The organism is Actinoplanes rectilineatus, assembly GCF_000962825.1.
Lineage (GTDB): Bacteria > Actinomycetota > Actinomycetes > Mycobacteriales > Micromonosporaceae > Actinoplanes > Actinoplanes rectilineatus.
The window spans coordinates 50,760-74,755 of the sequence record NZ_JZKF01000013.1 but is presented as its reverse complement, the minus strand read 5'-3'; the positions used below and the strand labels follow the sequence as shown (position 1 = coordinate 74,755).

General features: G+C 71.4%; 24 protein-coding genes. 13 read left to right on the top strand and 11 right to left on the bottom strand.

Features of this window, described 5'->3' with window-relative positions; genetic code table 11:
• Positions 1 to 18: 18 nt before the first annotated feature.
• Positions 19 to 675 (bottom strand): HAD family hydrolase, encoded by a 657-nt coding sequence (locus WH85_RS12875; protein WP_045742054.1) that lies wholly within the window; start codon positions 673 to 675, stop codon positions 19 to 21.
• A 252-nt stretch (positions 676 to 927) separates the two neighbouring features.
• Here WH85_RS12875 and WH85_RS46950 point away from each other — a divergent pair, with 252 nt between their 5' ends.
• On the top strand, positions 928 to 2,037 hold the full coding sequence (locus WH85_RS46950) for a glycosyltransferase (protein ID WP_052720393.1): 1,110 nt from the start codon (positions 928 to 930) through the stop codon (positions 2,035 to 2,037).
• A 158-nt stretch (positions 2,038 to 2,195) separates the two neighbouring features.
• Here the strand turns inward: WH85_RS46950 and fgd are convergent, their stop codons facing one another.
• The gene (fgd, locus tag WH85_RS12865) at positions 2,196 to 3,191 is read right to left on the bottom strand and encodes a glucose-6-phosphate dehydrogenase (coenzyme-F420) (protein WP_045742053.1); all 996 of its coding nucleotides are present in this window, start codon (positions 3,189 to 3,191) and stop codon (positions 2,196 to 2,198) included.
• 10 nt (positions 3,192 to 3,201) lie between these two features.
• The gene (locus tag WH85_RS12860) at positions 3,202 to 5,043 is read right to left on the bottom strand and encodes a sigma-70 family RNA polymerase sigma factor (protein WP_045742052.1); all 1,842 of its coding nucleotides are present in this window, start codon (positions 5,041 to 5,043) and stop codon (positions 3,202 to 3,204) included.
• A gap of 138 nt (positions 5,044 to 5,181) precedes the next feature.
• Here WH85_RS12860 and WH85_RS12855 point away from each other — a divergent pair, with 138 nt between their 5' ends.
• From WH85_RS12855 to WH85_RS12840, 4 genes are all read left to right on the top strand, one after another.
• Positions 5,182 to 5,574, top strand: coding sequence for an ATP-binding protein (locus WH85_RS12855; protein WP_045742051.1), 393 nt, complete (start codon positions 5,182 to 5,184; stop codon positions 5,572 to 5,574).
• Positions 5,575 to 5,666: 92 nt separating this feature from the next.
• A complete protein-coding gene (locus WH85_RS12850; protein WP_083448963.1) occupies positions 5,667 to 6,809 on the top strand; it encodes a PP2C family protein-serine/threonine phosphatase in 1,143 nt (380 codons plus the stop codon).
• An 84-nt stretch (positions 6,810 to 6,893) separates the two neighbouring features.
• A complete protein-coding gene (locus WH85_RS12845) occupies positions 6,894 to 7,358 on the top strand; it encodes a MarR family transcriptional regulator (protein WP_045742050.1) in 465 nt (154 codons plus the stop codon).
• Between the two features lie 43 nt (positions 7,359 to 7,401).
• On the top strand, positions 7,402 to 8,280 hold the full coding sequence (locus tag WH85_RS12840; protein WP_045742049.1) for an LLM class flavin-dependent oxidoreductase: 879 nt from the start codon (positions 7,402 to 7,404) through the stop codon (positions 8,278 to 8,280).
• Positions 8,281 to 8,444: 164 nt separating this feature from the next.
• On the opposite strand, the gene WH85_RS12835 is transcribed toward WH85_RS12840, so the two are convergent.
• Positions 8,445 to 8,795: a histone-like nucleoid-structuring protein Lsr2 gene (locus WH85_RS12835; protein ID WP_045742048.1), complete on the bottom strand. Its 351-nt coding sequence runs from the start codon at positions 8,793 to 8,795 to the stop codon at positions 8,445 to 8,447.
• Positions 8,796 to 8,989: 194 nt separating this feature from the next.
• Here WH85_RS12835 and WH85_RS12830 point away from each other — a divergent pair, with 194 nt between their 5' ends.
• Both WH85_RS12830 and WH85_RS12825 read left to right on the top strand, forming a co-directional pair.
• The gene (locus tag WH85_RS12830; RefSeq protein WP_045742047.1) at positions 8,990 to 9,421 is read left to right on the top strand and encodes a hypothetical protein; all 432 of its coding nucleotides are present in this window, start codon (positions 8,990 to 8,992) and stop codon (positions 9,419 to 9,421) included.
• Positions 9,422 to 9,516: 95 nt separating this feature from the next.
• Positions 9,517 to 10,797: a D-alanyl-D-alanine carboxypeptidase family protein gene (locus WH85_RS12825; protein ID WP_045742120.1), complete on the top strand. Its 1,281-nt coding sequence runs from the start codon at positions 9,517 to 9,519 to the stop codon at positions 10,795 to 10,797.
• 6 nt (positions 10,798 to 10,803) lie between these two features.
• Here the strand turns inward: WH85_RS12825 and WH85_RS12820 are convergent, their stop codons facing one another.
• Positions 10,804 to 11,304: a DUF456 domain-containing protein gene (locus WH85_RS12820; protein ID WP_045742046.1), complete on the bottom strand. Its 501-nt coding sequence runs from the start codon at positions 11,302 to 11,304 to the stop codon at positions 10,804 to 10,806.
• A 201-nt stretch (positions 11,305 to 11,505) separates the two neighbouring features.
• On the opposite strand from WH85_RS12820, the gene WH85_RS12815 reads away from it, so the two are divergent.
• The gene (locus WH85_RS12815) at positions 11,506 to 12,435 is read left to right on the top strand and encodes a sigma-70 family RNA polymerase sigma factor (RefSeq protein WP_045742045.1); all 930 of its coding nucleotides are present in this window, start codon (positions 11,506 to 11,508) and stop codon (positions 12,433 to 12,435) included.
• Positions 12,436 to 12,517: 82 nt separating this feature from the next.
• Here the strand turns inward: WH85_RS12815 and WH85_RS12810 are convergent, their stop codons facing one another.
• Complete coding sequence (locus tag WH85_RS12810) at positions 12,518 to 14,836, bottom strand: HelD family protein (protein WP_045742044.1); 2,319 nt, start codon at positions 14,834 to 14,836, stop codon at positions 12,518 to 12,520.
• A 172-nt stretch (positions 14,837 to 15,008) separates the two neighbouring features.
• Between WH85_RS12810 and WH85_RS12805 the strand changes: the two genes are divergently transcribed.
• A complete protein-coding gene (locus WH85_RS12805; RefSeq protein WP_045742043.1) occupies positions 15,009 to 15,515 on the top strand; it encodes a hypothetical protein in 507 nt (168 codons plus the stop codon).
• Positions 15,516 to 15,578: 63 nt separating this feature from the next.
• Here WH85_RS12805 and WH85_RS12800 read toward each other — a convergent pair whose 3' ends face one another.
• Positions 15,579 to 16,430 (bottom strand): sigma-70 family RNA polymerase sigma factor, encoded by an 852-nt coding sequence (locus WH85_RS12800; protein WP_045742042.1) that lies wholly within the window; start codon positions 16,428 to 16,430, stop codon positions 15,579 to 15,581.
• Between the two features lie 249 nt (positions 16,431 to 16,679).
• Between WH85_RS12800 and WH85_RS12795 the strand changes: the two genes are divergently transcribed.
• Positions 16,680 to 18,272, top strand: coding sequence for a DEAD/DEAH box helicase (locus tag WH85_RS12795; protein ID WP_045742041.1), 1,593 nt, complete (start codon positions 16,680 to 16,682; stop codon positions 18,270 to 18,272).
• Positions 18,273 to 18,557: 285 nt separating this feature from the next.
• Here the strand turns inward: WH85_RS12795 and WH85_RS12790 are convergent, their stop codons facing one another.
• On the bottom strand, positions 18,558 to 19,208 hold the full coding sequence (locus WH85_RS12790; RefSeq protein WP_045742040.1) for a hypothetical protein: 651 nt from the start codon (positions 19,206 to 19,208) through the stop codon (positions 18,558 to 18,560).
• Between the two features lie 17 nt (positions 19,209 to 19,225).
• Between WH85_RS12790 and WH85_RS12785 the strand changes: the two genes are divergently transcribed.
• Entirely contained in the window at positions 19,226 to 19,405 is a 180-nt protein-coding gene (locus tag WH85_RS12785; protein WP_045742039.1) for a hypothetical protein, read from the top strand.
• Between the two features lie 86 nt (positions 19,406 to 19,491).
• Here the strand turns inward: WH85_RS12785 and WH85_RS12780 are convergent, their stop codons facing one another.
• From WH85_RS12780 to WH85_RS12770, 3 genes are all read right to left on the bottom strand, one after another.
• Entirely contained in the window at positions 19,492 to 20,538 is a 1,047-nt protein-coding gene (locus WH85_RS12780) for an App1 family protein phosphatidate phosphatase (protein WP_052720407.1), read from the bottom strand.
• 165 nt (positions 20,539 to 20,703) lie between these two features.
• Complete coding sequence (locus tag WH85_RS12775; RefSeq protein ID WP_045742119.1) at positions 20,704 to 21,399, bottom strand: hypothetical protein; 696 nt, start codon at positions 21,397 to 21,399, stop codon at positions 20,704 to 20,706.
• 66 nt (positions 21,400 to 21,465) lie between these two features.
• A complete protein-coding gene (locus WH85_RS12770; protein ID WP_045742037.1) occupies positions 21,466 to 21,807 on the bottom strand; it encodes a hypothetical protein in 342 nt (113 codons plus the stop codon).
• A 103-nt stretch (positions 21,808 to 21,910) separates the two neighbouring features.
• Here WH85_RS12770 and WH85_RS12765 point away from each other — a divergent pair, with 103 nt between their 5' ends.
• Positions 21,911 to 22,765 carry an NAD-dependent protein deacetylase gene (locus tag WH85_RS12765; RefSeq protein ID WP_045742036.1) on the top strand — a complete coding sequence of 285 codons (855 nt, stop codon included), beginning with the start codon at positions 21,911 to 21,913 and terminating at the stop codon, positions 22,763 to 22,765.
• A gap of 143 nt (positions 22,766 to 22,908) precedes the next feature.
• Positions 22,909 to 23,910, top strand: coding sequence for a LacI family DNA-binding transcriptional regulator (locus tag WH85_RS12760; protein WP_045742035.1), 1,002 nt, complete (start codon positions 22,909 to 22,911; stop codon positions 23,908 to 23,910).
• The last annotated feature ends 86 nt before the right edge of the window (positions 23,911 to 23,996 follow it).

Genomic DNA, 23,996 nt, shown 5'->3' with positions numbered 1-23,996 from the left:
GAGAATGTCCGGCATGTTTCAGACCAGCGCGGCGACCGCTTCCGGGGTGACCTCGGTGATGGCCTTGACCACCAGTTTCGCCTGGGCCAACGCGTCCGGAGCCGCCGGGTAGACGCCGTGCGGGACGGCGATCACGGTCAGGCCGGCCGCGCCCGCCGACCGCAGGCCGTTGCTCGAGTCCTCGATCGCCACGCAGTCGGCCGGGGTCAGGCCCAGCTTGGCGACCGCGGCCAGGTAGACGTCCGGCGCCGGCTTGCCGCGCGGCACCTCCTCGGTGGAGAGGGTCACCTCGAACTCGCCGGTCAGCCCGGCGGTCGCCAGCACCTGGTCGATCAGGATCCGCGCCGACGAGCTGGCCAGCGCCAGGCGGTAGTGCCCGCCGAGGGCCCGGACCACGTCGGCCGCGCCGGGGATGAGCGGCAGGGCGGCCCGGTAACGCTCGGCCATCCGGCCCAGCACGTCGGCGGCGACCTGCTCCGCGGTGCGCGGCACGCCCACCTCGTCGGCCAGGTGCGCCGACCACTCGCCGGTGCTCATGCCCATCATCCGGTCCTGGCTGTCCGGCAGGAATTCACGGCCGTGCTCGGCGACGTAGTCGCGACGGACCTCCTCCCAGACCTCCTCGGTGTCGATGATGACGCCGTCCAGGTCGAAAACCACCGCCGCGATACTCACCCGGTCACCCTACCCTCAACACCCCATCGTGTACGCACGGTGACGCGTCCCCGTGCCCGGCGGGCGGTTTGGACCGGCCAGTCGATGATCATCAGCCGTTAGGTCGGGGTGCGGTCCGGTTGCAGGCCGGTAGCGTCGTGGGAGTACCGCAGCCGCAGCAGGGTCGTGGTAAGCACCGCAACCGAAGCCGGGGAGCCACCGCACATGCCAGTCCCGCCGAGTCGCCCCGGACACCGCCCGGCGTCACCCACCGTGAGCGTGGTCATCCCGACGCAGAGTCCTGAGCGGCTGCCGCTGCTTCTCGCCGCGCTGCCCCCGGTGCACGAGCTGATCATCGTGGTGGGCACCGCCGAGGACACCGCGCTCGCGCTCCCCCGGGCCGCCCGGGTGATCCGCCAGACCCGCTCCGGCTCCGGCAACGCCGTCGCCTGCGGGGTCGCCACGGCCACCGGCGACATCATCGTGACCCTGCCCGGCGACGGCTCCTGCGACCCGGCCGAGGTGCCGGCGTTCGTCGCGGCGCTGCGCGGCGGGGCGGACATGGCGTACGGGTCGCGCCGCCGGATCACCCGGCCCACCGACCTGATCCTGCTCTGGTTCATGGGCGTGCTGCTCGGCTGCCGGCCGGCCGACCCCGGTTTCGGATACCGCGCCTTCTGGCGCGACACCACCGACCGGCTGGGGCTGCCCCCGGTCGCCGGGACCGAACCGCTGACCGGTGACGGCGGTGAGGTGGAGCCGCTGATCGCGGTCAGGGCCGCCCGGGCCGGGCTGAAGGTCGCCGACGTCGAGGTCACCGTCTATCCGCACACCGACCGGTCCGGGATGCCCGCCCTGGGCCCGGCGCTGCGCGCGCTGATCGCCGAACGGCGGCCGGCCGCAACCCGGACGGCCACCGGCGAGAGCATCGTCGTGATGACCGGCACCGGGCGGGTCAATCCGCCGTACCCGGACCGCTATCCGCCGAACAGTGTCCGGCAGTGGCCGGCACCGAACCCGCGGCGCGGCGGCACGAGCGGTGACCGGCCGAACAGCGGCCTGCTGCCGGGCGATGCCGGGTTTGTGGACCGCCGGCGCGGCGACCGCCGGGCCACCGACCGCCGGCGTGGCGCGGCCCGCCTGGCCGGGCCGGCGCCGGTGACACCGGGCCGGCAGGACGGCACGGCCGGGATCACCCCGCCGGGACGTGGTGACGGCGACAACCTGATGCGGCGCCGGTGGCGGGACAACCGGCCGGACGCCGAGGCGGTCGTCCGGGAAGCCGGCGCGGGCCGCCGCCGGGTGCAGGGCCGCCCCAACCTCCGCGTGATCAACGGCGAGGGCGCCGGCGGCTCGGGCCGCGGCGACCTCCGCTCTGTCTGACCCCCGCAGTGTGTTGACTTCGGGCGCGCTGCGCGCCCCAAATCAACACACCCCAAGCAGCGTGTTGACTTCAGGCGCGCAGCGCGCCCCAAATCAACACACCCCAAGCAGCGTGTTGACTTCGGGCGCCATGGGCGCCCCAAATCAACACGCGGGGGTCAGCGGTTGCGCAGCCGCGGCAGGATCTCCTGCGAGTAGAGCCGCAGGAAACGCTCCTGGTCGGGACCCGGCGCGTGGAACACCAGGTGCTTGAAGCCCATGTCGAGGTACTCGGTGACCTTCGCCGCGTGCTCCTCCGGGTCGGACGACACGATCCACCGGGTCGCGGTCCGCTCCACCGACAGCGCGTCGGCCAGCCGCTGCATCTCGATCGGGTCCTCGACGCCGGTCTTCTCCTCCGGCGACAGGGCCAGCGCACCCCAGTAGTGGGTGTCGTTGCGAGCCCGGTCGATGTCGTCGTCGAACGACACCTTGACCTCGATCATCAGGTCCAGGTCGTCGCTCTTGCGGCCGGCCTTCTCCGCGCCCTCGTTCACCGCCGGGAGCAGGGTGTCGGTGTACAGACCGTGGCCCTTGCCGCTGGTGGTGATGAATCCGTCGGCGATCCGCCCGGCCAGCCGGGTCGCCGCCGGGCCGGACGCGCCGATGTAGATCGGGACGGGCGTCGACGGCTTGTCGTAGATGGTGGCGTTCTCGGTGGAGTAGAACTGCCCCTCGTGGGTCACCCGGTCCTCGGTCCAGAGCTGCTGGATCAGGAGGACGGCCTCCTTGAGGCGGGCGAACCGCTCCTTGCCGTCCGGCCACTGCGTGCCGAGCAGCACCTCGTTGAGCGACTCGCCGGAGCCGACGCCGAGGACGACGCGTCCCGGCGCGAGGCAGCCGAGGGTGGCGAAGGCCTGCGCGACGACGGCCGGGTGGTACCGGAACGTCGGCGTGAGCACGCTCGTGCCGATCAGGACCCTTTCGGTACGCGCCGCGAGCGCCCCCAGCCACGGCAGTGCGGCCGGGGCGTGCCCGCCGTCGTGCCGCCACGGCTGGAGGTGGTCGCTGGTGAAGACCGAGTCGAAGCCGAGCTCCTCCGCGAGGATGCCGTACTTGAGCAGTTCCGCCGGCGCGAACTGCTCCGCCGAAGCTTTGTACCCGAACCGAATCATGAATCTCAGCCTAGCCCGCGGATCGGTACGCCTTGCCCGCCTCGGTCGGCGTCTTCCCGTCTTTGTAGAGCCCGAAATCCACGCTGTCGTCGACGGCCGGCAGCCCGAACCAGGCATACCGGGACACGTAGGAGCGCTTCTCCATTCCGGCGGTGGCGCCCTTGATGAAGGTCACCTTCTGCGCGTCGCTCGGGTACCTGGGCGATCCCCCGAAGTTCATCAGGCCGAACTCGGTGATCCAGATCGGTTTGCCGTACCGCTCGTGGACGGCGTCGACGTAGCCGAGGAACTGGTTCACCGCGGCTTTGCTGAAGTCGGAGCCGTACCAGTGCAGGGCGATCGCGTCCACCTGGAGGCCGCGGGCCGCGGCGCCGGTCATGAACCGGTCGAGCCACCCGTTCTCGGTGTCCCCGCCGTAGGCGACGGCCGGGCTGACCAGCTTCATCCCGGTCGCCTCCAGTTTCGGCCAGGCGTCGAGCGCGGCCTCCACGGTCATGTTCGACTGCTCGGCCAGGTCCGGTTCGTTGAAGCCGAGCAGCCACCCGTCGCCCTCGGACTTCGCCTGTTTCAGGGTGGCGTCGGTGACGTTCGCCGCACCCCAGATCATCGGCACGAAGTCGACGCCGGACGGTCCGGGCACCTCGTCGTCGCTGGGCGCCCAGTCGTAGTACCAGGACGCGCCGACGTCCTTGAGCGCGCCCTTCGCGCCGCTGAACTTCCAGACGCCGACGCCCTTCTTGGCCGAGGCGGTCACCACGGCCGCCTTCGAGGTCACCGAGGGCGAGGCCGCGGGCGACGACGAGGCCGGGGCCGGGGCGGACGGCGAGGCGCTGCGGGACACCGCCGGGGAGGGCGCGATCGAGGCGGGCGGGGCCGAGGGTGCGGCGACGACGGCCGCGGTCTCGATCGGCTCCGCCGGCCGGGTGTACGCGTAGAAGGCCCCACCGCCTCCCGCCACCACTCCCACCGTCAGCAGCCCGGCGAGCGCCTTCTGTGCGGCGGCCGCGCCCACCTTCGCCGCGAGGCCCGGGGCGGCTGTCGTGGCGGTGGTGGACGGTGCTCCGGTCGTACCCCCGAGGATGTTGAATTTCAGGACGGTCCCGAGAGCCGGCACCGGGACGACCAGCGGAAGGCCCGCCAGGAGGTGTTCGGCGGCGACCAGGTTGTCCCAGGCCGGCGCGCAGACCCGGCAGTCGCGGGTGTGCCGTGCCACACGCTTGCGCCAGAGCGCGCCGGGGCGGCCGTCCCAGGGGGTGACCAGCACGTCGAGTTCGGGGCAGCGCGGCGCCCGGTTGAGGGCCCGGACCACCACCCGGGCGGTCTCCAGCTGGGCCTTCATCCGTTGGACGCGGACGGCGGCGTGCTGCCGGGTGACCCCGGTGGCCTCGACGATCTCGTCGCGGGTCAGCTCGCCGGAGGCCTCCAGCCACCACAGCGAGAGCAGTTCGCGGTATTCCTCGTCGAGCCACCGGGTCGCCTCGGCGGTCTCCCGGCGCTGGCCGGCGAGTTCGAGCCGGGTGATCGCCAGGTCGGTGAAGTCGGCGCCCGGGTCGCGCAGGTCCGCGTCGATCGGGGCGTCCGGCTGCCGGCGGCGGAACCGTTCGCGCACCTGGCGCACGGTGATGGCCACCAGCCAGGAACGGAACGACTCGGGTTCACGCAGGTCACCGAGGTTGCTCAGGACCCGGATCATGGTCTCCTGGACGACGTCGTCGACGTCGGCGTGACCCTCCAGCGCGCGTCCCACGATGGTGTACACCAGCGGCAGGTAACCCGCCACGAGCCGGTCGATCGCGGCCGCGTCCCCGGCCCGCGCCGCGATCACCGTCGCGGTATCCGGTTGTGGTGCCATAGTCCCGCCTTTCCTGGGCATGCAGTGCTTCTCCAGGAAGGGAGACGTGCATGGTGACCATGGATAACACGTTTCGGCGTGCTGTCCCAGGGGCGACGATTAGCGTGAGCGCGGATCGGGCACAGACATCACATGCGCATGTCGGTACGACTGAACCTGCCCCGCGAGGTGGACAGCGTCCCCGCGGTGCGCAGGCTGTTGCGTTGCGCGCTGACGACCCTGCGGGTCGATCGGCAGGCCGGCGCCGATCTGGAGATCGCCCTCACCGAGGCGTGCGCCAACGTGGTGAAGCACGCGGCGGGGGTGGAGAACTTCGAGGTCCGCCTCGAGGTCGCCGATGACCGTTGCTCGATCGACGTGGTCGATGAGGGCACGGGCTTCGATCTGGGACCGGACGCGGGTGTCTCACCTGCTCCGAGCAGTGAACGGGGACGCGGGTTGTTCCTGATCAGGGCACTGGCCGAGAACGTGCGCATGCACTCCAGCCCGCGCACCGGGAGTCTCATCCACTTCGAGAAGTCCTTCGCCTGAGCGTTTCCGCGCCGGAACAGCCCAGGGTGGGCTGTTCCGGCGCGAAACGTTTGCCGTATAACAAATACCTGCTGTCGGGAGAGGAGTGTGGAGTGTCCGACCAACCGGTACCCCTGGGTTCCCTACTACGTGCTGCGCCTCCGGACCGGCTCCCCGAGGTGGTGGCGGAGCATCTGCGACGCCACTACTCGGCAGACCGGATCGAGGTCTTCATCCCCGATCTGACCCACTCCGCGATGTGCCCGCTGCTCAGCGAGGACAAGACCACAGCCGACCCGTCGGCGCTGCGCTGCTTCGGCAGTCAGCGCACCGGCGCCGAGAGCACGCTCTCCGGAACGTACCGGCTGTATCTGCCGCTGAGCTGCTGGGGTGAACGGATCGGCGTGCTGCGCCTGGACCTGCCCCGCCGTCCCGAGCCGGAGGTCGCCGACCAGCTGGCCACCGGTGCCGACGAGCTGGCGGTGGCCATGCGCGCCGCGGCCCCGGCCACCGACCGCTACCACCGGGCGAGCCGCCGGGAACGGCTCACGATGGCCGCCGAGCTCCAGTGGGACCTGCTCCCCGGCCGGTCCCTCGGCGACGAACGCTTCCTGCTCGCCGGGCAGCTCGAGCCGGCGTACGACGTCCGCGGCGACCACTTCGACTGGGCGCTCGACGGCGACCGGCTCACCATCACCGTCCTCAACGGCGACGGTGACGGTCTCGAGGCGTCCATGCTGACCGCCACCGCGGTGAACGCCATGCGCAACGCCCGCCGCTGCGGTGCCGACATCGTCGAGCAGGCCGAACTGGCCTCCGACGCGGTGCACTCCCGCTACAGCGGCACGGTGCATGCCGCCACCCTGCTCCTGGAGATCGATCTGGTCAGCGGGGACGTGGCGGCGGTCGACGCCGGCTCACCGCACTGCCTGATCGCCCGGGGCGGTGACGTCCGGCAGGTCGAGCTGGAGCAGCAGTTACCGCTCGGCATGTTCGGCGAGGCCCGTTACGAGATCCAGCGCTTCCGGCTGGATCCCGGCGACCGGATGCTCGTGGTGAGTGACGGGGTACACGCCGCCACCCCCGGAGGCCGATCACCTTACGGTGAATCTGCCCTGCTCAGTGCACTTCGACGGACACGGTTGCAGCCGGCCACAGAAGCGGTGGGTACGGTGATGCGAGGCCTTCGCGACTACCACGCCGGAGCCGACGCGCTCGACGATGCCGTCACGGTCTGCTTGGACTGGCGGCGCTGACCCGTTTCGGACCGGTTGAAAAACCGCCGGACCGGGTAGGGGTAGAGGCTCATGAGTCCGTGACTCTACAAACGGGGTGTCGGCATGGAGCGCGTCACCGAGGTCGCCGCCGCGATCGAGTCGTCGGCGGAGTCGTTCGCGGCTGTCCTCGAACAGGCCAGGCTGGCACAGAGTCCGTCTGTACCGCCGGCCCAGTTGCGCGTGCTCATGATCATCTCAGGTAACCGGCACACCAACATGAGCCGGCTGGCCGAGGCCCTCGACGTGGTGCCGTCCTCCGCCAGCCGACTCTGCGACCGGCTGGAGGCGACCGGGCTGCTGCGCCGGGTCGCCGACCCCCGCGACCGGCGCGAGGTCCGGCTGCTGCTCACCCCGGCCGCCCAGCGGCTGCTCAACGACCTGCGGGACCGTCGCCGGGCGGCGCTCGCCGACGTGCTCGACCGGATGCCGCCGGGCGCCCGCCAGGACCTGCTCCGCGCCCTGCAGGCGTTCGAGGCCGCCGCCGCGCAGGACCACGACACCGCGAGCGGCGATCTCCGGACCGCCTAGGTGATCGACAGGAGCGGTGCTGAGGGGCGATAGGCTGCGTCCCGTGCGCATCGGCATCGTGATCCTTCCGGACCAGCGCTGGGCCGTCGCCCGGCGACGCTGGCAGCTCGCCGAGGAGTTCGGCTTCGACCACGCGTGGACCTACGACCACCTCGGCTGGCGTGACCTGGCGGACGGCCCGTGGTTCGACGCGGTGCCGACCCTCACCGCGGCCGCGATGGTGACCGAGCGGATCCGCCTGGGCACCTACGTCGCCTCACCGAACTTCCGGCATCCGGTGCACTTCGCCCGGGAGGCCCTCGCCCTCGACGACATCTCCGGCGGCCGGCTGCTGCTCGGCCTCGGCGCCGGCGGCATCGGCTTCGACTCCGCCGTGCTCGGACGGCCGGAACTCACGCCGCGCGAGCGCGTCGACCGGTTCACCGAGTTCCTGGAGCTGTTCGGCACGATCCTCAGCACGCCGTCGACCACCTGGTCCGGCGAGTGGTATTCGGCGGTCGAGGCCCGCAGCATCCCCGGCCCGGTGCAGCAGCCGCGCCCACCGTTCGTGATCGCCGCCAACGGTCCCCGGGCGCTGCGGCTGGCCGCCCGCAACGGTGACGGCTGGGTCACCACCGGCCCGCAGGCGGACACCGCCGACCAGTGGTGGCGGGAGGTGACCACCATCCGGGACCGATTCGAGACGGCATTGGCGGACACCGACCGCGCACCGGACACAGTGGATCGTTATCTTAATCTGGATTCGTCGCCGGTCTACTCGCTGAGCAGCGTCAACGCCTTCGAAGACGCTATCGGCCGCGCGGCGGAACTCGGCTTCACCGACGTCATCACCCACTGGCCGCGCCAGTCCAGTTGGTACGCGGGCGACGAGAGCGTGCTGGAGTCGGTCGCCGCCGAACTGCCCCGCCTGCGCCGGGGCTGAGCTTTCCCGACCCGTTTCCCGCGCCATTTCGCCCGGCCCGGCGCGAGCCGTTTCGGGCCGGTCGAAGGGGATTCCGCGCGCCGGTTCCGTTCACGCACCGTCATCGGACTCCGGCGCCGGAGGGCAACCGGCCGCCGGGCGCGGCAGCCCGCGACCGGCACGATTCAGCGGTTGTGGGCCGCCCGGTACGCGCTGCTGACCTCCTGCGGAATGCGGCCACGCTCGGAGATTTTGTGCCCGTTGCGAATCGCCCACTCGCGGATCAGCCGGTTCTCGTCACGGGAACCGGCGGTGCGCACCGGAGTGGCCCCCCGCGACGGGATGCGCCCCGTGGTCGTCCGGCCCAGGCGGGTGCCCGCGTTGATGTACGGGTCCAGCGCCTTACGCAACTTTCCGGCATTCGCCTCGGAAAGGTCGATCGTGTAGCTGACACCGTCGAGACTGAACTCGACCGTCCGATCCGCCTTCTTGCCGTCCAGATCGTCGATCAGGGTGGTGATTACCTGGCGCGCCATAAGGACTCCCGAGAGAAATTAATCAACCGCGCCCAGTCTTGCGCGCGACCGGCGGGCCGCGCAACTCCCCACCGCGATCCGGCAATTCTTTCCATCCGCCGCCCGGCCCCTTATCAGAATGGGGCCGGCGCAATAGCGCCGAATCCGCAAAGCCCGGTTGGCCACGGGCCGCGGTGGGCGTTAGGGTCGGCGCCATGCAGGACGAGCAGCTCGCCTGGCGGGAGCAGCAGAAGCGTGCCGCGGCCGGCCGCGCCGCCGCGCTGGAGGCGGACCGTGCCGCCGAGGCACGCCAGGCCGGTGCGCTGCTCGACGACTTCGTCCGCCGTGCCGCCGAGGCCGGGCTGCCCCCGCACCCGCTCAGCGCCCGCAGCCTGGACGGACGGTCGACATACCGGACGACGGCCCGCGGGTGGTATCTGAAACACGACCGCTCGGTGGCCGTCGGCGAGGACGGCGAGTACTACATCCTCACCGTCCCGGCCTCGTTGCGCGCCCGGTTCACCGGAGCCGAACTCAGTCCCAGCAAACCCCGGATGATCGTGGGCGCGGGCGGCGGCGACGGGGATCCGATGCCCCTCGGGCGATTGCTCGACCGGCGACTGGAGGCGGGAGCCCACTGGCCGTGACCTCAGCCCTCCGGCCCTTCGCGGCCCTCACCGCCGGACTCCTCGCGGTCCCGGTGGCCGCCGTCCCCGCCGCGGCCGCAACCGGCCGCGCTCCGATCTCCGCCGCATCGACAGCAGCCGCAACCGGCCGCGTTCCCGTCTCCGCCGCATCGACAGCAGCCACATCCGGCCGCGTTCCCGTCTCCGCCGCGGCAGCCGCCCCGGTCGCGTGCCCGAAACCCAGGGTGGCCGCGCCCAGCCGGCCGCCCGCGCCCACCCCGCCAGCCGACGTCGCCGCCGACATGGCCGTCGGGGGTGAGGCTCTCGCCACCCGCGGGCTCACCGTCCCGGCGGGCGTCCCCGCCCCGCCCGCGGTCACCGCGACCACCTGGCTGGTCGCCGACCTGGACACCGGCGAGGTGCTCGGCGGCTGCGGACCACACGTCCATCAGACCCCGGCCAGCGTGCAGAAGATGCTGCTGGCCGCCACCGCCATGGACCAGCTCGACCCGGCCGAGAAGGTCACCGCCACCGACGGCGACCTGGACATCGAGGTGAACAGTTCGGCGGTCGGCCTGGTCGTCGGCGGCACCTATCCGGTCTCGACCCTCTGGCTGGGGCTGCTCCTCAACTCCGGCAACGACGCGGCGAACGCGCTGGCCCGCACGGCCGGTGGGGGCGGCACCGACGGCGTGGCCAAGACCGTCGGCGCGATGAACGCGCTGGCCGCCTCGCTGGGCGCGCGCCAGACGCACGCGGTCACCCCGTCCGGGCTGGACGGCAAGGGGCAGTTCACCAGTGCGTACGATATGGCGCTCATCGCCCGGGTGTGTTTCGCCAGCGCCGACTTCCGCAAGTACGCGCTGACGAAGACCGCGACGATGCCGGCGCAGCGGAAGCAGAAGGCCGGCGGCTTCCAGTTCCAGAACGAGAACAAGCTGATCTTCAACTATCCGGGTGCGCTGGGCGGCAAGACCGGTTTCACCACGCTGGCCCGGCACAGTTACGTCGGCGGGGCGGAACGCGACGGCCGCCGTCTCGTGGTCACCCTGCTCGGCGCCGAGGCCAGGCCGAAGCGCGGCTGGCAGCAGGGTGCCGCCCTGCTCGACTGGGGATTCTCCCTGCCGGAGGGTTCCTCGGTCGGCAACCTGGTCACCCCGGAGGAGGTAGCGGCGCAGCAGCGGGCCGAACAGCAGGCGGAGGCCGCGCCGACCGAGGGCACCCGGGTGGAGCAGTCGCCGCAGGCCGCCCGGCCGGCCTCGGGGAGCCCGGTGTCGGTGGCGGCCGCGGCGTCGATCGCGATCAGCCTGGCCGCGATCCCGCTCCTGCTCCTGGTCCTCCAGCGACGCCGGCGCCGGGCCCACCGCGACGCGACCGCCGCCGCCGCCGACCAGTAGTAGTAGTCAGCCGAGGACCAGGCCGAAGATCCAGACGACCGCGATCCCCAGCGCCGCCGCCAGCTCCACCAGCAGGGAGAGTCCGACCGCGGCCAGCGCCGACCGCGTCGACGGCCAGGCCCGGTCCGCGCCGAGCCGGTTCAGCTCGACCAGCCACACACCCAGCACGAACCCGATCACCAGCCCGGCCACCGGGATCACGAAGAAGCCGACCAGGCCGAGCACCCCGCCGAGCAGCAGCGCCGACGTCGGCACTCCCGAGTTCTGCAGCTTCTTTCCCGGCCAGAGGAACTTGAGGACCATCCCTCCGCCGCCGATCAGCGAGGCCACGATCGCCACCGTCCAGGCGACGCCGGTGGACGCCCCGCCCAGCAGCGCCCACAACAGGACGCCGCCCCAGGTCAGCAGCAATCCCGGCAACACCGGAAGAATCACCCCGATCACGCCGGTGAGGATCAGGATTCCAGAGATGATCGTGATGGCGGTACCGGTGTCGCTCAATTCCATGCGGGACACCCTGCCGCAACCGTCCAGAACCCTCAACCAGCCCCGCCGAGCGCCGATGGCTAACCAACGGCCGCTTCCGCGGACGAATGCAACCGGTACGCAACTGCGTGTGCCCGGCTCAGCACCTTTTGTATTGGACAGTTCTCCCTGTCAGCCAAGGCCCCACGGCCGCGGGCGCCGACATGAACCGGGGGAACAGACATGACCAGCGCCGTGACGACTGCCGACTTCGTCGCCGATCTCGCGCCCGCCGCGACCGTGCTCTCCGTCCGGGAGCAGGAGGAGCTGATCCGCACCCACATGCCGCTCGTCGGGCACCTGGTGCGGGACATGCTCAGCCGCATCCCCAACCACATCCATCGGGACGATCTCACCAGTGCCGGGCTGCACGCCCTGGTCACCGCGACGCGCGGCTGGGACCCGGAGCGCGGTGTGCCGTTCCACCGTTTCGCGAGCACCCGGATCCGGGGCGCGCTCCTCGACGAGCTGCGGGCGCTGGACTGGGCGACCCGGTCGGTGCGGTCGAAGGCGCGCAGCACCGACGCGACGAAGCAGAACCTGACCACCACTCTCGGCCGGACGCCCACGCCGGAGGAGCTGGCCCAGGCGCTCGGCACCACCACCACCGAGCTGAACCAGACGAACAACGACGTGCAGCGGGCGACCGTGCTCTCGCTGCAGGGTTTCACCACCAGCAGCGCCGACGACCTGGTCACCGAGCAGGCGCCGGGCCCGGAGGAGATGCTGCTGCGCCGGGAGCAGATCGGTTATCTGCACCACGCGATCGGTTCGCTGCCGGAGCGCCTGCAGACGGTGGTCACCGAGTATTTCCTGCGGGAGCGGCCGATGGCCGACATCGCCTCCGACCTGGGGGTCACCGAGAGCCGGGTGAGCCAGTTGCGCGCCGAGGCGTTGTCACTGCTCAAGGACGGCCTGAACACGCACCTCAACCCGGATCTGGCGCCCGCGCCGGACAACCCGGGAAGCATCACCGCCCGGCGCCGCGCGTCGTATTACGCACAGATCGCCAACAACACCACCATGCACAGCCGGCTGGCGATGACCAACGCGCACGGCCACACCGCGATCGGCCGGGGCCTGCGCCAGCCGCCGAACGGTGGCGGGCACTGATTCGTCCCGCACAGGAGAGACCCGGCGGTGCTTCCGCCGGGTCTCTCCTGTTTCGCCCTTCACGGGGTACGCGGTGAAGCGGTCACGCCAGCGCGGACAACACCTTCGGCAGATCCGTCGTGTGCAGAACGCCCAGTCGACGGGTCGCCCGGGTGATCGCCACGTAGAGGTCGGACAGGCCCCGCGGGCTCTCCTCGATGATCTCGTCCGGGGCGATCACGAGGACCGAGTCGAACTCCAGCCCCTTCGCCTGCCGGACGGTCATCAGGACCACGTGGTTGAGCAGGTCGGGCTGCTCCCCGACGGCCGCGCCGGGTACCGCCGCGATCAGGGCGGCGCCCAGGGACTCCTCGAGCCGGTCCGGCACGAGCACCCCGAGACGGCCCTCCTCGATCAGCGCGGACTCCTTGCGTACCTCCGCAATCAACTCCTCGGCGAGAGCGCCGGGCCCCACCCGGCGTGCCCACGGCGTCACGCCGGCCGACCGCACCGAATGCGGGGGCCGCAGGGCCGGGTCGACCGCGGCGAGCACGTCCGCGGCGACCGCCATCACCTCGGCCGGGGTGCGGTAGTTGACGCTCAGCTCGACCAGCCGCCAGCGCTGCGCCACGTAGGGTTCGAAGACCTGCTCCCAGGTGGTGGTGCCGGCCAGTTCGGAGGTCTGCGCGACGTCGCCGACCGCGGTCATCGACCGGCTCGGGCAGCGGCGCATCAGCAGCCGCCAGGCCATCGGCGACAGCTCCTGGGCCTCGTCCACGATGATGTGCCCGAACACCCAGGTCCGGTCGGCGGACGCCCGTTCGGCGGCGGTCCGGGTGTCGATGACCTCGTGCCGTTCGACGAAGGCGTCCGCGTCGACCACGTCCAGGGCGGAGAGCACCTCGTCGCGGTCGGTGCCCTCGTCCTCGAAGTCGAGCGACCGGGAACCCTCGACGATCTCGAGAACGCCCTCGACGTAGTCGAGGGCGGCGGCCCGCTGCCGCTTCTGCTCGCGCAGCTTGAGGGTGTCGTCCACACCGAGCAGCTCGGCCAGTTCGTCGAGCAGCGGTACGTCGGCCGGGGTCCAGCCGTCCGAGGGGTCGCGCAGCAGCAGCGCCCGTTCCTCGGCGGTGCACCCGGCCGAGTCCAGCCGGTCGTCGTCGGTGAGCAGGTCCCGCAGCACCTGTCGTGGGGTGAGCACCGGCCAGAACTCGAAGAGCGCCTGCTGCACGTCGACGTCCTCGCGCAGTTCCCGGCGGGTCTCGGCGAGATCGGCCTCGGAGAGCAGGTTGTCGCCGCCGAGCGGGTCGGCGCCGATCCGGTCGGCGATCAGCTGCGACAGCGCGTGGATCGACTCGGTCACGAAGATCTGCCGGGCCACGTTGTGCTGCTTGCCGGAGCGCCGGGCCGCGGACCGGGCCTCCTCGAGCACGGCCCGTTCGATGCGCAGCGGGTAGCCGTCGTGGTCGACCTCGACGAACTCGTCCGGGACGGTCTGCCGGTCGGCGACCGCGTTCTCCAGCACGTCGAGCATGTGCAGGGTGCCCTTGAGCGCGGCGGCGGCCGGGCGCTCGACGGCCCGGGCGCGGACCCCGGGGAACATGTCGCCGAGGGTGGCCAGCAGCACGCCGGTCTCCGCGAGCGACGGCAGCACCTGCGAGATGTAGCGCAGGAAGGTGGTGTTCGGCCCGAGGATCAGCACGCCGGACCGGGTCAGCTGTTCCCGGTACGTGTACAGCAGGTAAGCCGCCCGGTGCAGGGCCACCGCGGTCTTGCCGGTGCCCGGGCCGCCCTGGACGACGAGCACGCCCGGCAGTCCGGATCGGATCACCTCGTCCTGTTCCGCCTGGATGGTCTCGACGATGTCGCGCATCCGGCCGGTCCGGTTCGCGGTCAGCGCGGAGAGCAACGCCGCCTCGCCGGTCACGTCCTCCCTGCCGGTCCCGTCGCCGGCCGAGATGTCGAGCACCTCGTCGTCGATGTCGGTCAGGGTGCGTCCCCGGGTCCGCAGGTGCCGGCGCCGGGTGACGCCGTCCGGGCTGACCGCGGTGGCCAGGTAGAACGGCCGGGCGGCGGGTGCGCGCCAGTCCACCAGCAGCGGTTCCTGCGCGCGGTCCTCGGCGAAGAGCCCGAGCCGGCCGATGTAGCGCGGATGATCCGCGGCGAAGTCCAGGCGGCCGAAGCAGAGGCCGTTCTCCACCGAGTTGAACTGCGCGAGCTGCTCGGTGTAGTGGCCCCGGGTGGCTTCCCGCTGGGCCCGTCCCTGCGGGGTGCCGCCGCCTTCGAGCAGGATCGCGCGCAGCCGATTGTCCGCCTGCTCACGCAACTGATCGAGCCGCGTGTAGAGCGTGGTCAAGTACGCCTGCTCGGAATCGATCTCGGCGTTCCAGCTTGACAAAGTCGCCCCTTTTCGTGCTATCATTCCGGCGCTGGCAACCATTCTTATGGTTGCCTTTTTCGTATCTGCCATGGATTCGGCAAACGACCAGAATAGCGGAGCCGCCACGAGTTACGGCCGACACCGCGAGTGTCCGAAATCCGTCTCGACACGCCCGGGCCGTTACGCGGAGAGCCCACCCGGGATTAACCGGGACATGGACGACAACAACCACCCCATCCGGCGCTTCTCGATCGTTGCCCTCGCCATGATCGCCACCCTCGGCGTGACCTCCGCGTGCTCCGGCGACGAGGACGAGCCCGCGGCCGCCGCGGCCGCCGGCCCGGCGCCGAAGACCATCGAGGGCGCCAAGGACGCGGCCCAGACCGTTTTCGACCGGTTCAGTGGCGGGGACTTCGCCGGAGCGTGGGAGATGTACACCGCTGCCGGCAAGCAGTCGATCAGCAAGGACGACTACGTCAAGCTCAACCAGGCCTGCTCCCGCAAGGGCCTGGCGATCACGCTGACCAGTGCCCGGATGGAGGGCACCGACAAGGCGGTGGTGATCGCGAAGCAACTGGTCGCGGCCCAGTCGTACACCATGGTCTACGAGACGGACTCCTGGCGGCTGGAGCCGGCCAAGGAGGGTCTGGCGCTGTACAAACTGGGCGCCGACAAGGCCATCGCGGCCCAGAAGAAGGCCGGGACCTGCCCGAACGCCTGAACTCCGACGGGCGTCCCCGGGCCCGCCGCGAACCGCGGCGGGCCCCCGGATCCGGGCCGAGTCTCAGGCCGCCGCCGGCAGACCGTCCGCGCTGGTCAGGGCGAGACGGGTACGCAAGTCGCCACGATTGGCGATCTTCTCGTAGTAGGCGGCACGGCGGCGGGCGACACAGCCCTCCTTCGGCGGGTTCTGCGCGGCCATCGCCGGATCGAGGTGCGTGTTCAGACCGTCCCGCAGCAGCACCAGCGCCTCGGCACGCAACTGGGAGACCCGCGACTCGCTGACACCCAGCCGGGAAGCGATGTCGGCCATCGGGCGCTCCTGGAAGAAGTAGCCCTCGACCACCTCCCGCAGACGCTCCGGCAGGGCCTCCACCGCGTGCCGCAGGTACCCGAGACGTTCCCGGCGCAGCAGCATCTCCTCGGGGCCGGCACCCGGCTCGGTCACCATGTCATCGGCGGTCGCGGTGGCGAAACCCTGCAGGCTGAACACCGTGGCCCGCTGCACGTCGTCGGCGGCCTGCTCCAGGTCCTCGACGCTGCACCCGAGGCGCTCGGCGACCTCCTGCGTCGTCGGGGTACGCCCCAGCTCGGCCATCAGTTCCTCACGCGCCGAGTCGGAACGGCGGGCCCGCTGGCGGACCGAACGGCTGGCCCAGTCCAGCCCGCGGAGCTCGTCGAGGAGGGCGCCGCGAACCCGGGCCGCCGCGAACCGGGGGAACGGGACACCCCGCTCCGGGTCGAAACCACGAGCGGCGGCGACCAGAGCCGCGTACCCTGCGGAGAGCAGGTCGTCGCGGTTCACGTGTGCCGGGACACGGGCCAGCATCTCCCGGACCAGGTGTCCGACGAGAGGCATGTTCGCCCGGACGATGTCCTCGCGACGCCGCTCCACTGCCGGTGTCTCAACGGTCATCAGGGGCCTCCTCAGGTCCTGCCGGGGGCGGGGACGTCCCGGCACTGAGGAGAAAGATGAGCCGCGCTGAGTGCGGACCGGTTCGCCCTCGGGTGCGAACCGGTTGCGGAGCGTGGCCGGTACAATGATCGGTAGCGGTTAACCGCTTCTCTCTTACGGGCGGCCGCCCTCGGGTCGACCACCACGCGTCGCGACCAGTGAGGTCAGCGCCGGGCAGACCGACCCTCGACCACTGGAGTTCCCACCTTCATGACGACCTTCACCGAGCTCGGCGTGCCCGCCGTCCTCACCACGGCACTCACCGGGCTCGGGATCACGGCCCCGTTCCCGATCCAGACGGCCACCCTGCCCGACTCGCTGGCCGGGCGTGACGTCCTCGGACGTGGCCGCACCGGATCCGGCAAGACGTACGCGTTCGTGCTGCCCCTGGTGGCCCGCCTGGCCGCCTCGAAGGCGCCGCGCCGTACCGGCCGCCCCCGCGCGCTGATCCTCGCGCCGACCCGGGAACTGGCCACCCAGATCGAGGCCACCCTGCGCCCGCTCGCCGACGCGGCGAAACTGTCCACCCTCGTGGTGTTCGGCGGCGTCGGGCCCAACCCGCAGATCAAGGCGCTCAAGGACGGCGTCGACGTGCTGGTCGCCTGCCCGGGCCGGCTCGACGACCACATCCGCAACGGTCACGCCTCGCTGGACTCCATCGAGATCACCGTGCTCGACGAGGCCGACCACATGGCCGACCTGGGCTTCCTCCCGGTGGTGAAGCGTCTGATGGCGCAGACCCCGGCGACCGGTCAGCGCCTGCTCTTCTCGGCCACCCTGGACAACGGCGTCGACGTGCTGGTCCGCCAGTTCATGCGCAAGCCGGTCACCCACCACGTCGACGCGGCCGCCCAGGCGCCCGTCGAGATGGACCACCACGTGCTGCACGTCCGGCACGACGACCGGTTCGGCGTGCTCGTCGACCTGCTCGCCGCGCCCGGCCGTTCGGTCGTCTTCACCCGCACCAAGCGCCGCGCCAAGGTGCTGACCCGCCAGCTCATCGCGTCCGGCATCCCGGCCGTCGAGCTGCACGGCAACCTCGCGCAGAACGCCCGCAACCGCAACCTGTCGGCGTTCTCCGACGGCAGCGCGGGCACGCTGGTGGCGACCGACATCGCGGCCCGTGGCATCCACGTCGACGACGTCGCGCTGGTCATCCACGCCGACCCGCCGGTCGAGCACAAGGCCTACCTGCACCGGTCCGGCCGGACCGCCCGGGCCGGCAACCGCGGCACGGTGATCACGCTGATGACCGACGACCAGCAGTCCGACGTCCGTGACCTGGCCCGCAAGGCGGGCATCCGGCCGGTCACCACGAAGGCTCGGCCGGGCGACACGCTGCTCGCCGAGCTGGCGCCGGGCGAGCGGACCTTCGTCTCCCCTGCCGAGGCCGCCGCCGCGTCCGCCCCGGCCCCCACCTCGTCGGCCTCCGGCTCCCGGTCGGCGGACGGTGGCACGGCGCAGGGTGAGGGCACCGGCGGACCGTCGCGGGGTTCGCGCCGCCGCCGGGGACGTGGTCGCTCGACCGGTGCCGGCACCGCGGCCGCGACGTCGTCCGGTTCCCCGGACAAGGGCACCGGTGGCCGCGGTCAGGCCACGTCCGGCGGCCGCGGCAGCCAGGCGTCCGCCGGAGGCCGTGCCACGCAGGCCACCGCCGGTGGTCGCGGCGGTCAGCGCGGGTCCGGCCAGGCCGGCCAGGCACGTTCCACCACCCGTTCGGGTACGCCGCAGCAGCGTTCCACCGCCTCCGGTGGCGCGGCCGCGTTCTCCACCCGCTCCACCGGCCGCCGTTCCGGCCGCTGACTCCCGCGTGGTGATTTGAGGCGCTCTCCACGCCTGAAATCACCACACCCCGTCAGCCGTGTTGAGTTGGGGCGCGCAGCGCACCCCAAATCAACACACCCCGTTCGCTGTGGTGACTTCGGGCGCGCAGCGCACCCCAACTCAACACACCCCGTTCGCTGTGGTGACTTCGGGCGCGCTGCGCGCCCCAAATCAACACACCCCGTTCGCTGTGGTGAGTTGGGGCGCGCAGCGCGCCCTAACTCAACACACCCCGTTTGGTGTGGTGAGTTCGGGCGTGTGGTGTCAGGCTTCGGGGACTACCACCGAGAGCTCCTTGCCCAGCGAGTACCCGGGGCACAGCTCCAGCTCGTCGCCGCTCCAGAAACGCCCCGGGTCGTACCAGTTGGCCTTACGACCGCGGGGCAGCAGGCCCATGTCCTCATAGGTCACCGCCACCACCTCGGCGCAGTAGGCCTTCTCCAGGGTCGCCTCGCTGACCCGCCGCTCCTGCCACGGCAGCCGGATCTGCGGCACCCGGCCACGGGCCCAGCGCGCCGCCAGTTGCGACGTCGACGGGAACGGCGTGCCGTCCAGGCGGGCCACCGTCTTGAGGGCCTTGTCCTCGATGGCCCGGGTCACACCCGGTTCCAGCTGGCGCAGGTAACCGCGCTGGCCGTACCGGCGGGCCCACACGGTGACCGCGTCCCTCAGGTCGTGCAGTTGTACGCCGCGCTGGAAGCCGCCGGACCACATGTCGGGCAGCGACCTGCCGAGTTCGGCGTGCCACATCAGTGGTGGCATGTCCTCGATCACCAGGGACATGCCGACGTGGTTCACGGGACTGTTGGTGAGAGTCTGGATCGCCCGGTCCGGACCGGATCGTCCTCGGAAGATCCAGATGTCACCGGTACGAGTCAGGTCAATGGCCTCGTCGAGGCTTAGTTCGGCAACCACGTGTCTATCCTCAACAAATGCGTTGGTGGAAGGTAGTGGGACTGGCAGGACTGGCGGGCGTCGCGGCCACCGGGGCGATCATCGCCCGGCAGGAGCGACAGCGCCGGGCGTACACCCCGGACGAGATCCGGAGCCGATTGCACGAGCGGGTGGCCGAGGCCGCGAAACCGGACGGGCCGGCTCCGCGACCGGAGTGAACGATGCGGCTGGAATGACGATGCGGCTGGATCGACATACGGCTGGATCGACATGCGGCTGGATCGACATGCGGCTGGAGTGACGATCACACCATGTCGGTGTCTCTGAGTACGGACCAGAGACCGGCGCCGTCCGGGGCGGAGAACCACGTCTTGCCGCCCGACGGGACCACTTCGGCGTTCTCCGAGGGTCCCGGGATGGCGCCGGCCAGCACCGCCTGAGTGGGCGAGAGCCGCCGGATCGCCACGGCTGCGACGTTGTCCGGGTGTTCCCGGGCGAACTCGGAGTAGATCTCCTGGTCGTGCTGGCCGTCGTCGCCGACCAGCAGCCACCGGATGTCCGGGAACTCCTGGGCGAGCCGGCGCAACGTCTTGCGCTTGTGCTCCTGTCCGCTGCGGAACCACCGGTCCGGGGTGGGTCCCCAGTCGGTGAGCAGGATCGGGCCGGCCGGATAGAGGTGCCGGCTCAGGAAACGGGTCAGCGCGGGCGCGACGTTCCAGGCACCGGTGGAGAGGTAGACCACCGGGGCGCCGGGGTGCGCGTTGACCAGCCGCTCGTAGAGCACGGCCATCCCGGGGACCGCCATCCGCGCGTGTTCGTCGAGCACGAACGTGTTCCACGCGGCGAGCATCGGGCGCGGCAGCGCGGTCACCATCACCGTGTCGTCGATGTCGGAGATCACACCGAAGGTGGCCTTCGGGTCGATCACCCGGATCGGGGCGTCGACCGGTGTACTCGTCTCGATGCTCAGCCGGGCACTGCCCCAGCCCGGGTCGAGGTCGCCCTTGACCCGGCAGTCGAGGTAGCCGCTGCGGTCGGTGTGCGCCTCGGTGATCGTGCCGCCGAGCTCGATGCGGACCAGCGCCCCGGCCGCCGGGGTGGTGGTGAAACTGCGCCAGCCGCGTACCTTCTCCCGGCGTCTGCCGACCATGCCGGGGCGGGCCAGCAACACCCGGCCCATCACCCGGGCCCAGCCCGGTGCGCCGTACCCGGTGTAGGCCGTGATGTAGGGCTTCCAGCCCCGTCCGCGCAGCCGACGTTCGATGACGTCGTGGACCGCGTCCTCGATCAGGGCGGCCCGGTGCATCCGGGCCGCAGGCGAGCTCGCACCCGCGGGAGTTACCGTCACCATCGCCTCCTTACCCAGTTCCAGCCGCCCGTCCCGCCCGGCCACGTTACCGGGCGAGGACCAGGGACCCGCATCGAAGTGGGGGTGGCTGGACCACGTCACCGTCCGTCTTCCACACAGGTACGGACACGGGATGCCACGGCGCCGTCCGGGACTCCAGGATGGACATCAGGCGGCCGCCGGAAGCTCGGTGGCGGCCCACTGCTCGGACCACCACTGCTGGTCGATCGGTTCGGCGGCCGGGCCGCGCATCCGAGCCGACGAGGCCTCCGCCCGCAGGCTGCGCACCTCGTCGGCGGCGGCCTCGGCGGCCCGCCACGCGATCCGCTCGGCCTCGACGGACCGGCGGTACGCGGTCAGCCGGTGATCGCGGGCCGCGTTGCGCAGCAACGGTTCCTGCTGCACCGGGTGCAGGCGGGGGTTCCAGCCGCGGTGCGCGTACACGTCGTTGAGCTGGGCGATCGACAGGTCCTGGGAGCGGCACAGTTCGCCGGCCGCCCGGTGCAGGTAACGCTGCCGGTCGACGTTCTCGCCGGGCTTGCGACGACGGCTGATCAGCGGGTACGCGGTCGCGGCCGACGTCCGCCGGGCGGCCCGGTCCGCCTCCTCGTACGCGGTCCAGGCACTGTCGACCGTCTCCTGGGCGGCGAGCCACTCGGCCCGTCGCCGGACGGCCGTGGCGGCGGCCCGGGTCGCGGCGTTCTCGATCTCGTCCGCGTACGGGTTCTCCTCGACGGGATGCGCGCCGTGAAATCGGGGCAGCGCCGAGGTGACCACCGCGACCGCGAGGAGCAGCAGGATCGCCACCCAGATGAAGGCGGCCTGCGGCATCGCGGTCAGGAAGTTGTCAAATGCGGAATCCATGAACACCCCTGGGAAGTGGACGACGGCCGGCATCGACGGGCGTCCCGGCGGTGTCCCGCCGGGGCGTCAGGCGGCCGGCGGTCCGCGTGATCCGCGGGTGTCCGGGGTCTCGCCGCCGGGCCGGGTGTCCGGGCCGGTGATGATCGCCGCCGGAGCCGGAACGGTCTCCGGGGCCGGCGGTTCCGCGACGGCGGCCGTCGCGACGGACGGCTCCGTGCCGGCGTCCGTCGCGACCGGGCCGGCCGTCGCGACGGACAGCTCCGGAACGGCGGACAGTTCCGGGGCGACGGTGGGTGCGCTCGGTGCCCGCAGAGTCACCACCAGGGCGAGCATCGCCAGGACGGTGAGGAAGCGCAGCAGGCGTCGAGCGTCCCACGGACGCCAGAGGAGCCTGCTGACAGCGATCACGGAATCACGCTACTAGTGGAAACGGCAACGCGCAGGGCTCGCGGTGGTGACGCCCACCCTGGGGTGCCCTTGTGCGGTCACCCGTCCGGGGGACGATAGGACCATGGACCTACAGGTGGTGGAGCAGGTGGCCCGGTTGGACGCCTGGATCCGCGAGGGCGGCGTCGTGGTGCTGAGCGGGGCGGGTCTCTCCACCGACTCGGGCATCCCGGATTACCGGGGGCCGTCCGGCTCGGCCCGCCGGAACACTCCGATGACGTACCAGAACTTCACCGGCGATCCGGTGGCCCGGCGGCGCTACTGGGCGCGCAGCCATCTCGGCTGGCGCACGATCGGCGAGGCCGCACCCAACGACGGCCATCGGGCGGTGGCCCGGCTGCAGAACTCCGGCCTGCTCTCCGGAGTGATCACCCAGAACGTGGACGGCCTGCATCAGGCGGCCGGTGCCCGCGAGGTGGTGGAGTTGCACGGCAACATGGCCCGGATCGTCTGCCTGGCCTGTGGTGAGCTGACCGCCCGCGAGGAGATGGCCGAGCGTCTGACCCTGGCCAATCCGCGGTTCGCCGGGGTGGCCACCGCGGTCAACGCGGACGGCGACGTGGAGATGGACGAGGCCGAGTTGGACGGGTTCACCGTCGTCGACTGTCTGTCCTGCGACGGGATGCTCAAGCCGGACGTGGTCTATTTCGGCGAGACCGTGCCGGCCGACCGGGTGTCCCGGGCGTTCTCGCTGGTCGGGGCGGCCCGCACGCTGCTGGTTCTGGGTTCTTCGCTGACCGTGATGTCGGGTCGGCGGTTCGTGCTGCGGGCGGTGAAGGACGGCATCCGGGTGGCGATCGTGAACCGGGGTGTGACCCGCGGCGAGCCGTACGCGGACCTCTTCATCGATGCGCCGCTCGGCGTGGTCCTACCGAATCTGGCGGTTGATGCCGGTAACTACCGTTTTATTGGAAGGTAACTTAAACGGTTATCGTCTCGAAACCTTTTTTGATCTCCTGGCACATTGACGTGACGGCTCTCACTGATGTTGACTGCCGAAACCGGTACCGAAACCGGTTCCGAAACGCCGGCGCAACGGCCCAGTCACATCGCGGAGGAGCAGTGCCGATCACCATCGCCGATGTGGCAGCCGCGGCCAAGGTCAGCAAAACGACCGTGTCGCGGGTGCTCAACGGCAAGGGCGAGCTCGACCGGAGCACCGCCGACCGGGTCCGCGCGGTCATCGAGGAGCTCGGCTACGTGCCGAGCGCCCGGGCCGTCAACCTCGCCCGCGGCCGCACCCGGGTCGTCGGCATGCTGGTCCCCTCGCTCACCTGGCCCTGGATGGGCGAGGTGCTGCAGGGTGCGGCCGACGTGCTGGAGGCCGAGAACTACGGCATGCTGCTGTTCACCTGCAACCGCGGTGAGGAGTCGATGCGGCAGTTCGCCGCCCAGGTCGCCGCCAAGTCGTTCGACGGCCTGCTGGTCATCGAGCCCGAGGGCACCCTCGACTACATCGCCACCCTGCACTCGCGGGGCCTGCCGATGGTCCTGATCGACGACCGCGACCAGCAGTCCGGCCAGATCCCGAGCATCGGCACCACCAATCACCTCGGCGCCGCCGCGGCGGCGCGCCACCTGCTGGAGATCGGCCGACGGCAGCCGCTGGTCGTCACCGGGCCGGCCCGGTTCGGGTGCACCCAGCAGCGCACGGCCGGCTTCGCCTCGGTCTATGCCGAGGCCGGGCTGCCGATCGACGACGAGCGCATCATGCTCGGCGACTTCAAGGTCGGCTGTGGCGCCGACTCCGTCCGGCAGGCCATCGACAGCGGGCTCGCGTTCGACGCGGTCTTCTGCCACAACGACCTCTCCGCCTTCGGGGCCGTCCAGGCGATCCAGGACAGCGGCCGGCGCGTGCCGGAGGACGTCGCGGTGGTCGGTTTCGACGACATACCGATGGCCGCGCACAGCCAGCCCCCTCTGACCACGGTCCACCAGCCCATGCGTGAGATGGGCGAGGCCGCGGCCCGCACCCTGCTCGCCCACTTCGAGGGCGCCGCGCTCCCCAACCGGCCGACGATCATCCCGGCCACCTTCACCGTCCGCGCCTCGACAGTCTCTTAACCAGCCTCGAACAGGCCGGCCCCACGACGGCCGGCCCTCTAGCCATACCCAGCGACCGGCGTCCACCGGTCGCGCGATACCCCCTG

Bases quoted from the DNA above. Each gene is read 5' to 3' on its own strand.
- WH85_RS12835 (WP_045742048.1), bottom strand. From the start codon at position 8,795: ATGGCGCGCCAGGTAATCACCACCCTGATCGACGATCTGGACGGCAAG.
- WH85_RS12810 (WP_045742044.1), bottom strand. From the start codon at position 14,836: ATGATAGCACGAAAAGGGGCGACTTTGTCAAGCTGGAACGCCGAGATC.
- WH85_RS12815 (WP_045742045.1), top strand. From the start codon at position 11,506: ATGACCAGCGCCGTGACGACTGCCGACTTCGTCGCCGATCTCGCGCCC.
- fgd (WP_045742053.1), bottom strand. From the start codon at position 3,191: ATGATTCGGTTCGGGTACAAAGCTTCGGCGGAGCAGTTCGCGCCGGCG.
- WH85_RS12800 (WP_045742042.1), bottom strand. From the start codon at position 16,430: ATGACCGTTGAGACACCGGCAGTGGAGCGGCGTCGCGAGGACATCGTC.
- WH85_RS12860 (WP_045742052.1), bottom strand. From the start codon at position 5,043: ATGGCACCACAACCGGATACCGCGACGGTGATCGCGGCGCGGGCCGGG.
- WH85_RS12845 (WP_045742050.1), top strand. From the start codon at position 6,894: ATGGAGCGCGTCACCGAGGTCGCCGCCGCGATCGAGTCGTCGGCGGAG.
- WH85_RS12820 (WP_045742046.1), bottom strand. From the start codon at position 11,304: ATGGAATTGAGCGACACCGGTACCGCCATCACGATCATCTCTGGAATC.
- WH85_RS12795 (WP_045742041.1), top strand. From the start codon at position 16,680: ATGACGACCTTCACCGAGCTCGGCGTGCCCGCCGTCCTCACCACGGCA.
- WH85_RS12765 (WP_045742036.1), top strand. From the start codon at position 21,911: ATGGACCTACAGGTGGTGGAGCAGGTGGCCCGGTTGGACGCCTGGATC.
- WH85_RS12855 (WP_045742051.1), top strand. From the start codon at position 5,182: ATGTCGGTACGACTGAACCTGCCCCGCGAGGTGGACAGCGTCCCCGCG.
- WH85_RS12780 (WP_052720407.1), bottom strand. From the start codon at position 20,538: ATGGTGACGGTAACTCCCGCGGGTGCGAGCTCGCCTGCGGCCCGGATG.
- WH85_RS12830 (WP_045742047.1), top strand. From the start codon at position 8,990: ATGCAGGACGAGCAGCTCGCCTGGCGGGAGCAGCAGAAGCGTGCCGCG.
- WH85_RS12805 (WP_045742043.1), top strand. From the start codon at position 15,009: ATGGACGACAACAACCACCCCATCCGGCGCTTCTCGATCGTTGCCCTC.
- WH85_RS12785 (WP_045742039.1), top strand. From the start codon at position 19,226: ATGCGTTGGTGGAAGGTAGTGGGACTGGCAGGACTGGCGGGCGTCGCG.
- WH85_RS12775 (WP_045742119.1), bottom strand. From the start codon at position 21,399: ATGGATTCCGCATTTGACAACTTCCTGACCGCGATGCCGCAGGCCGCC.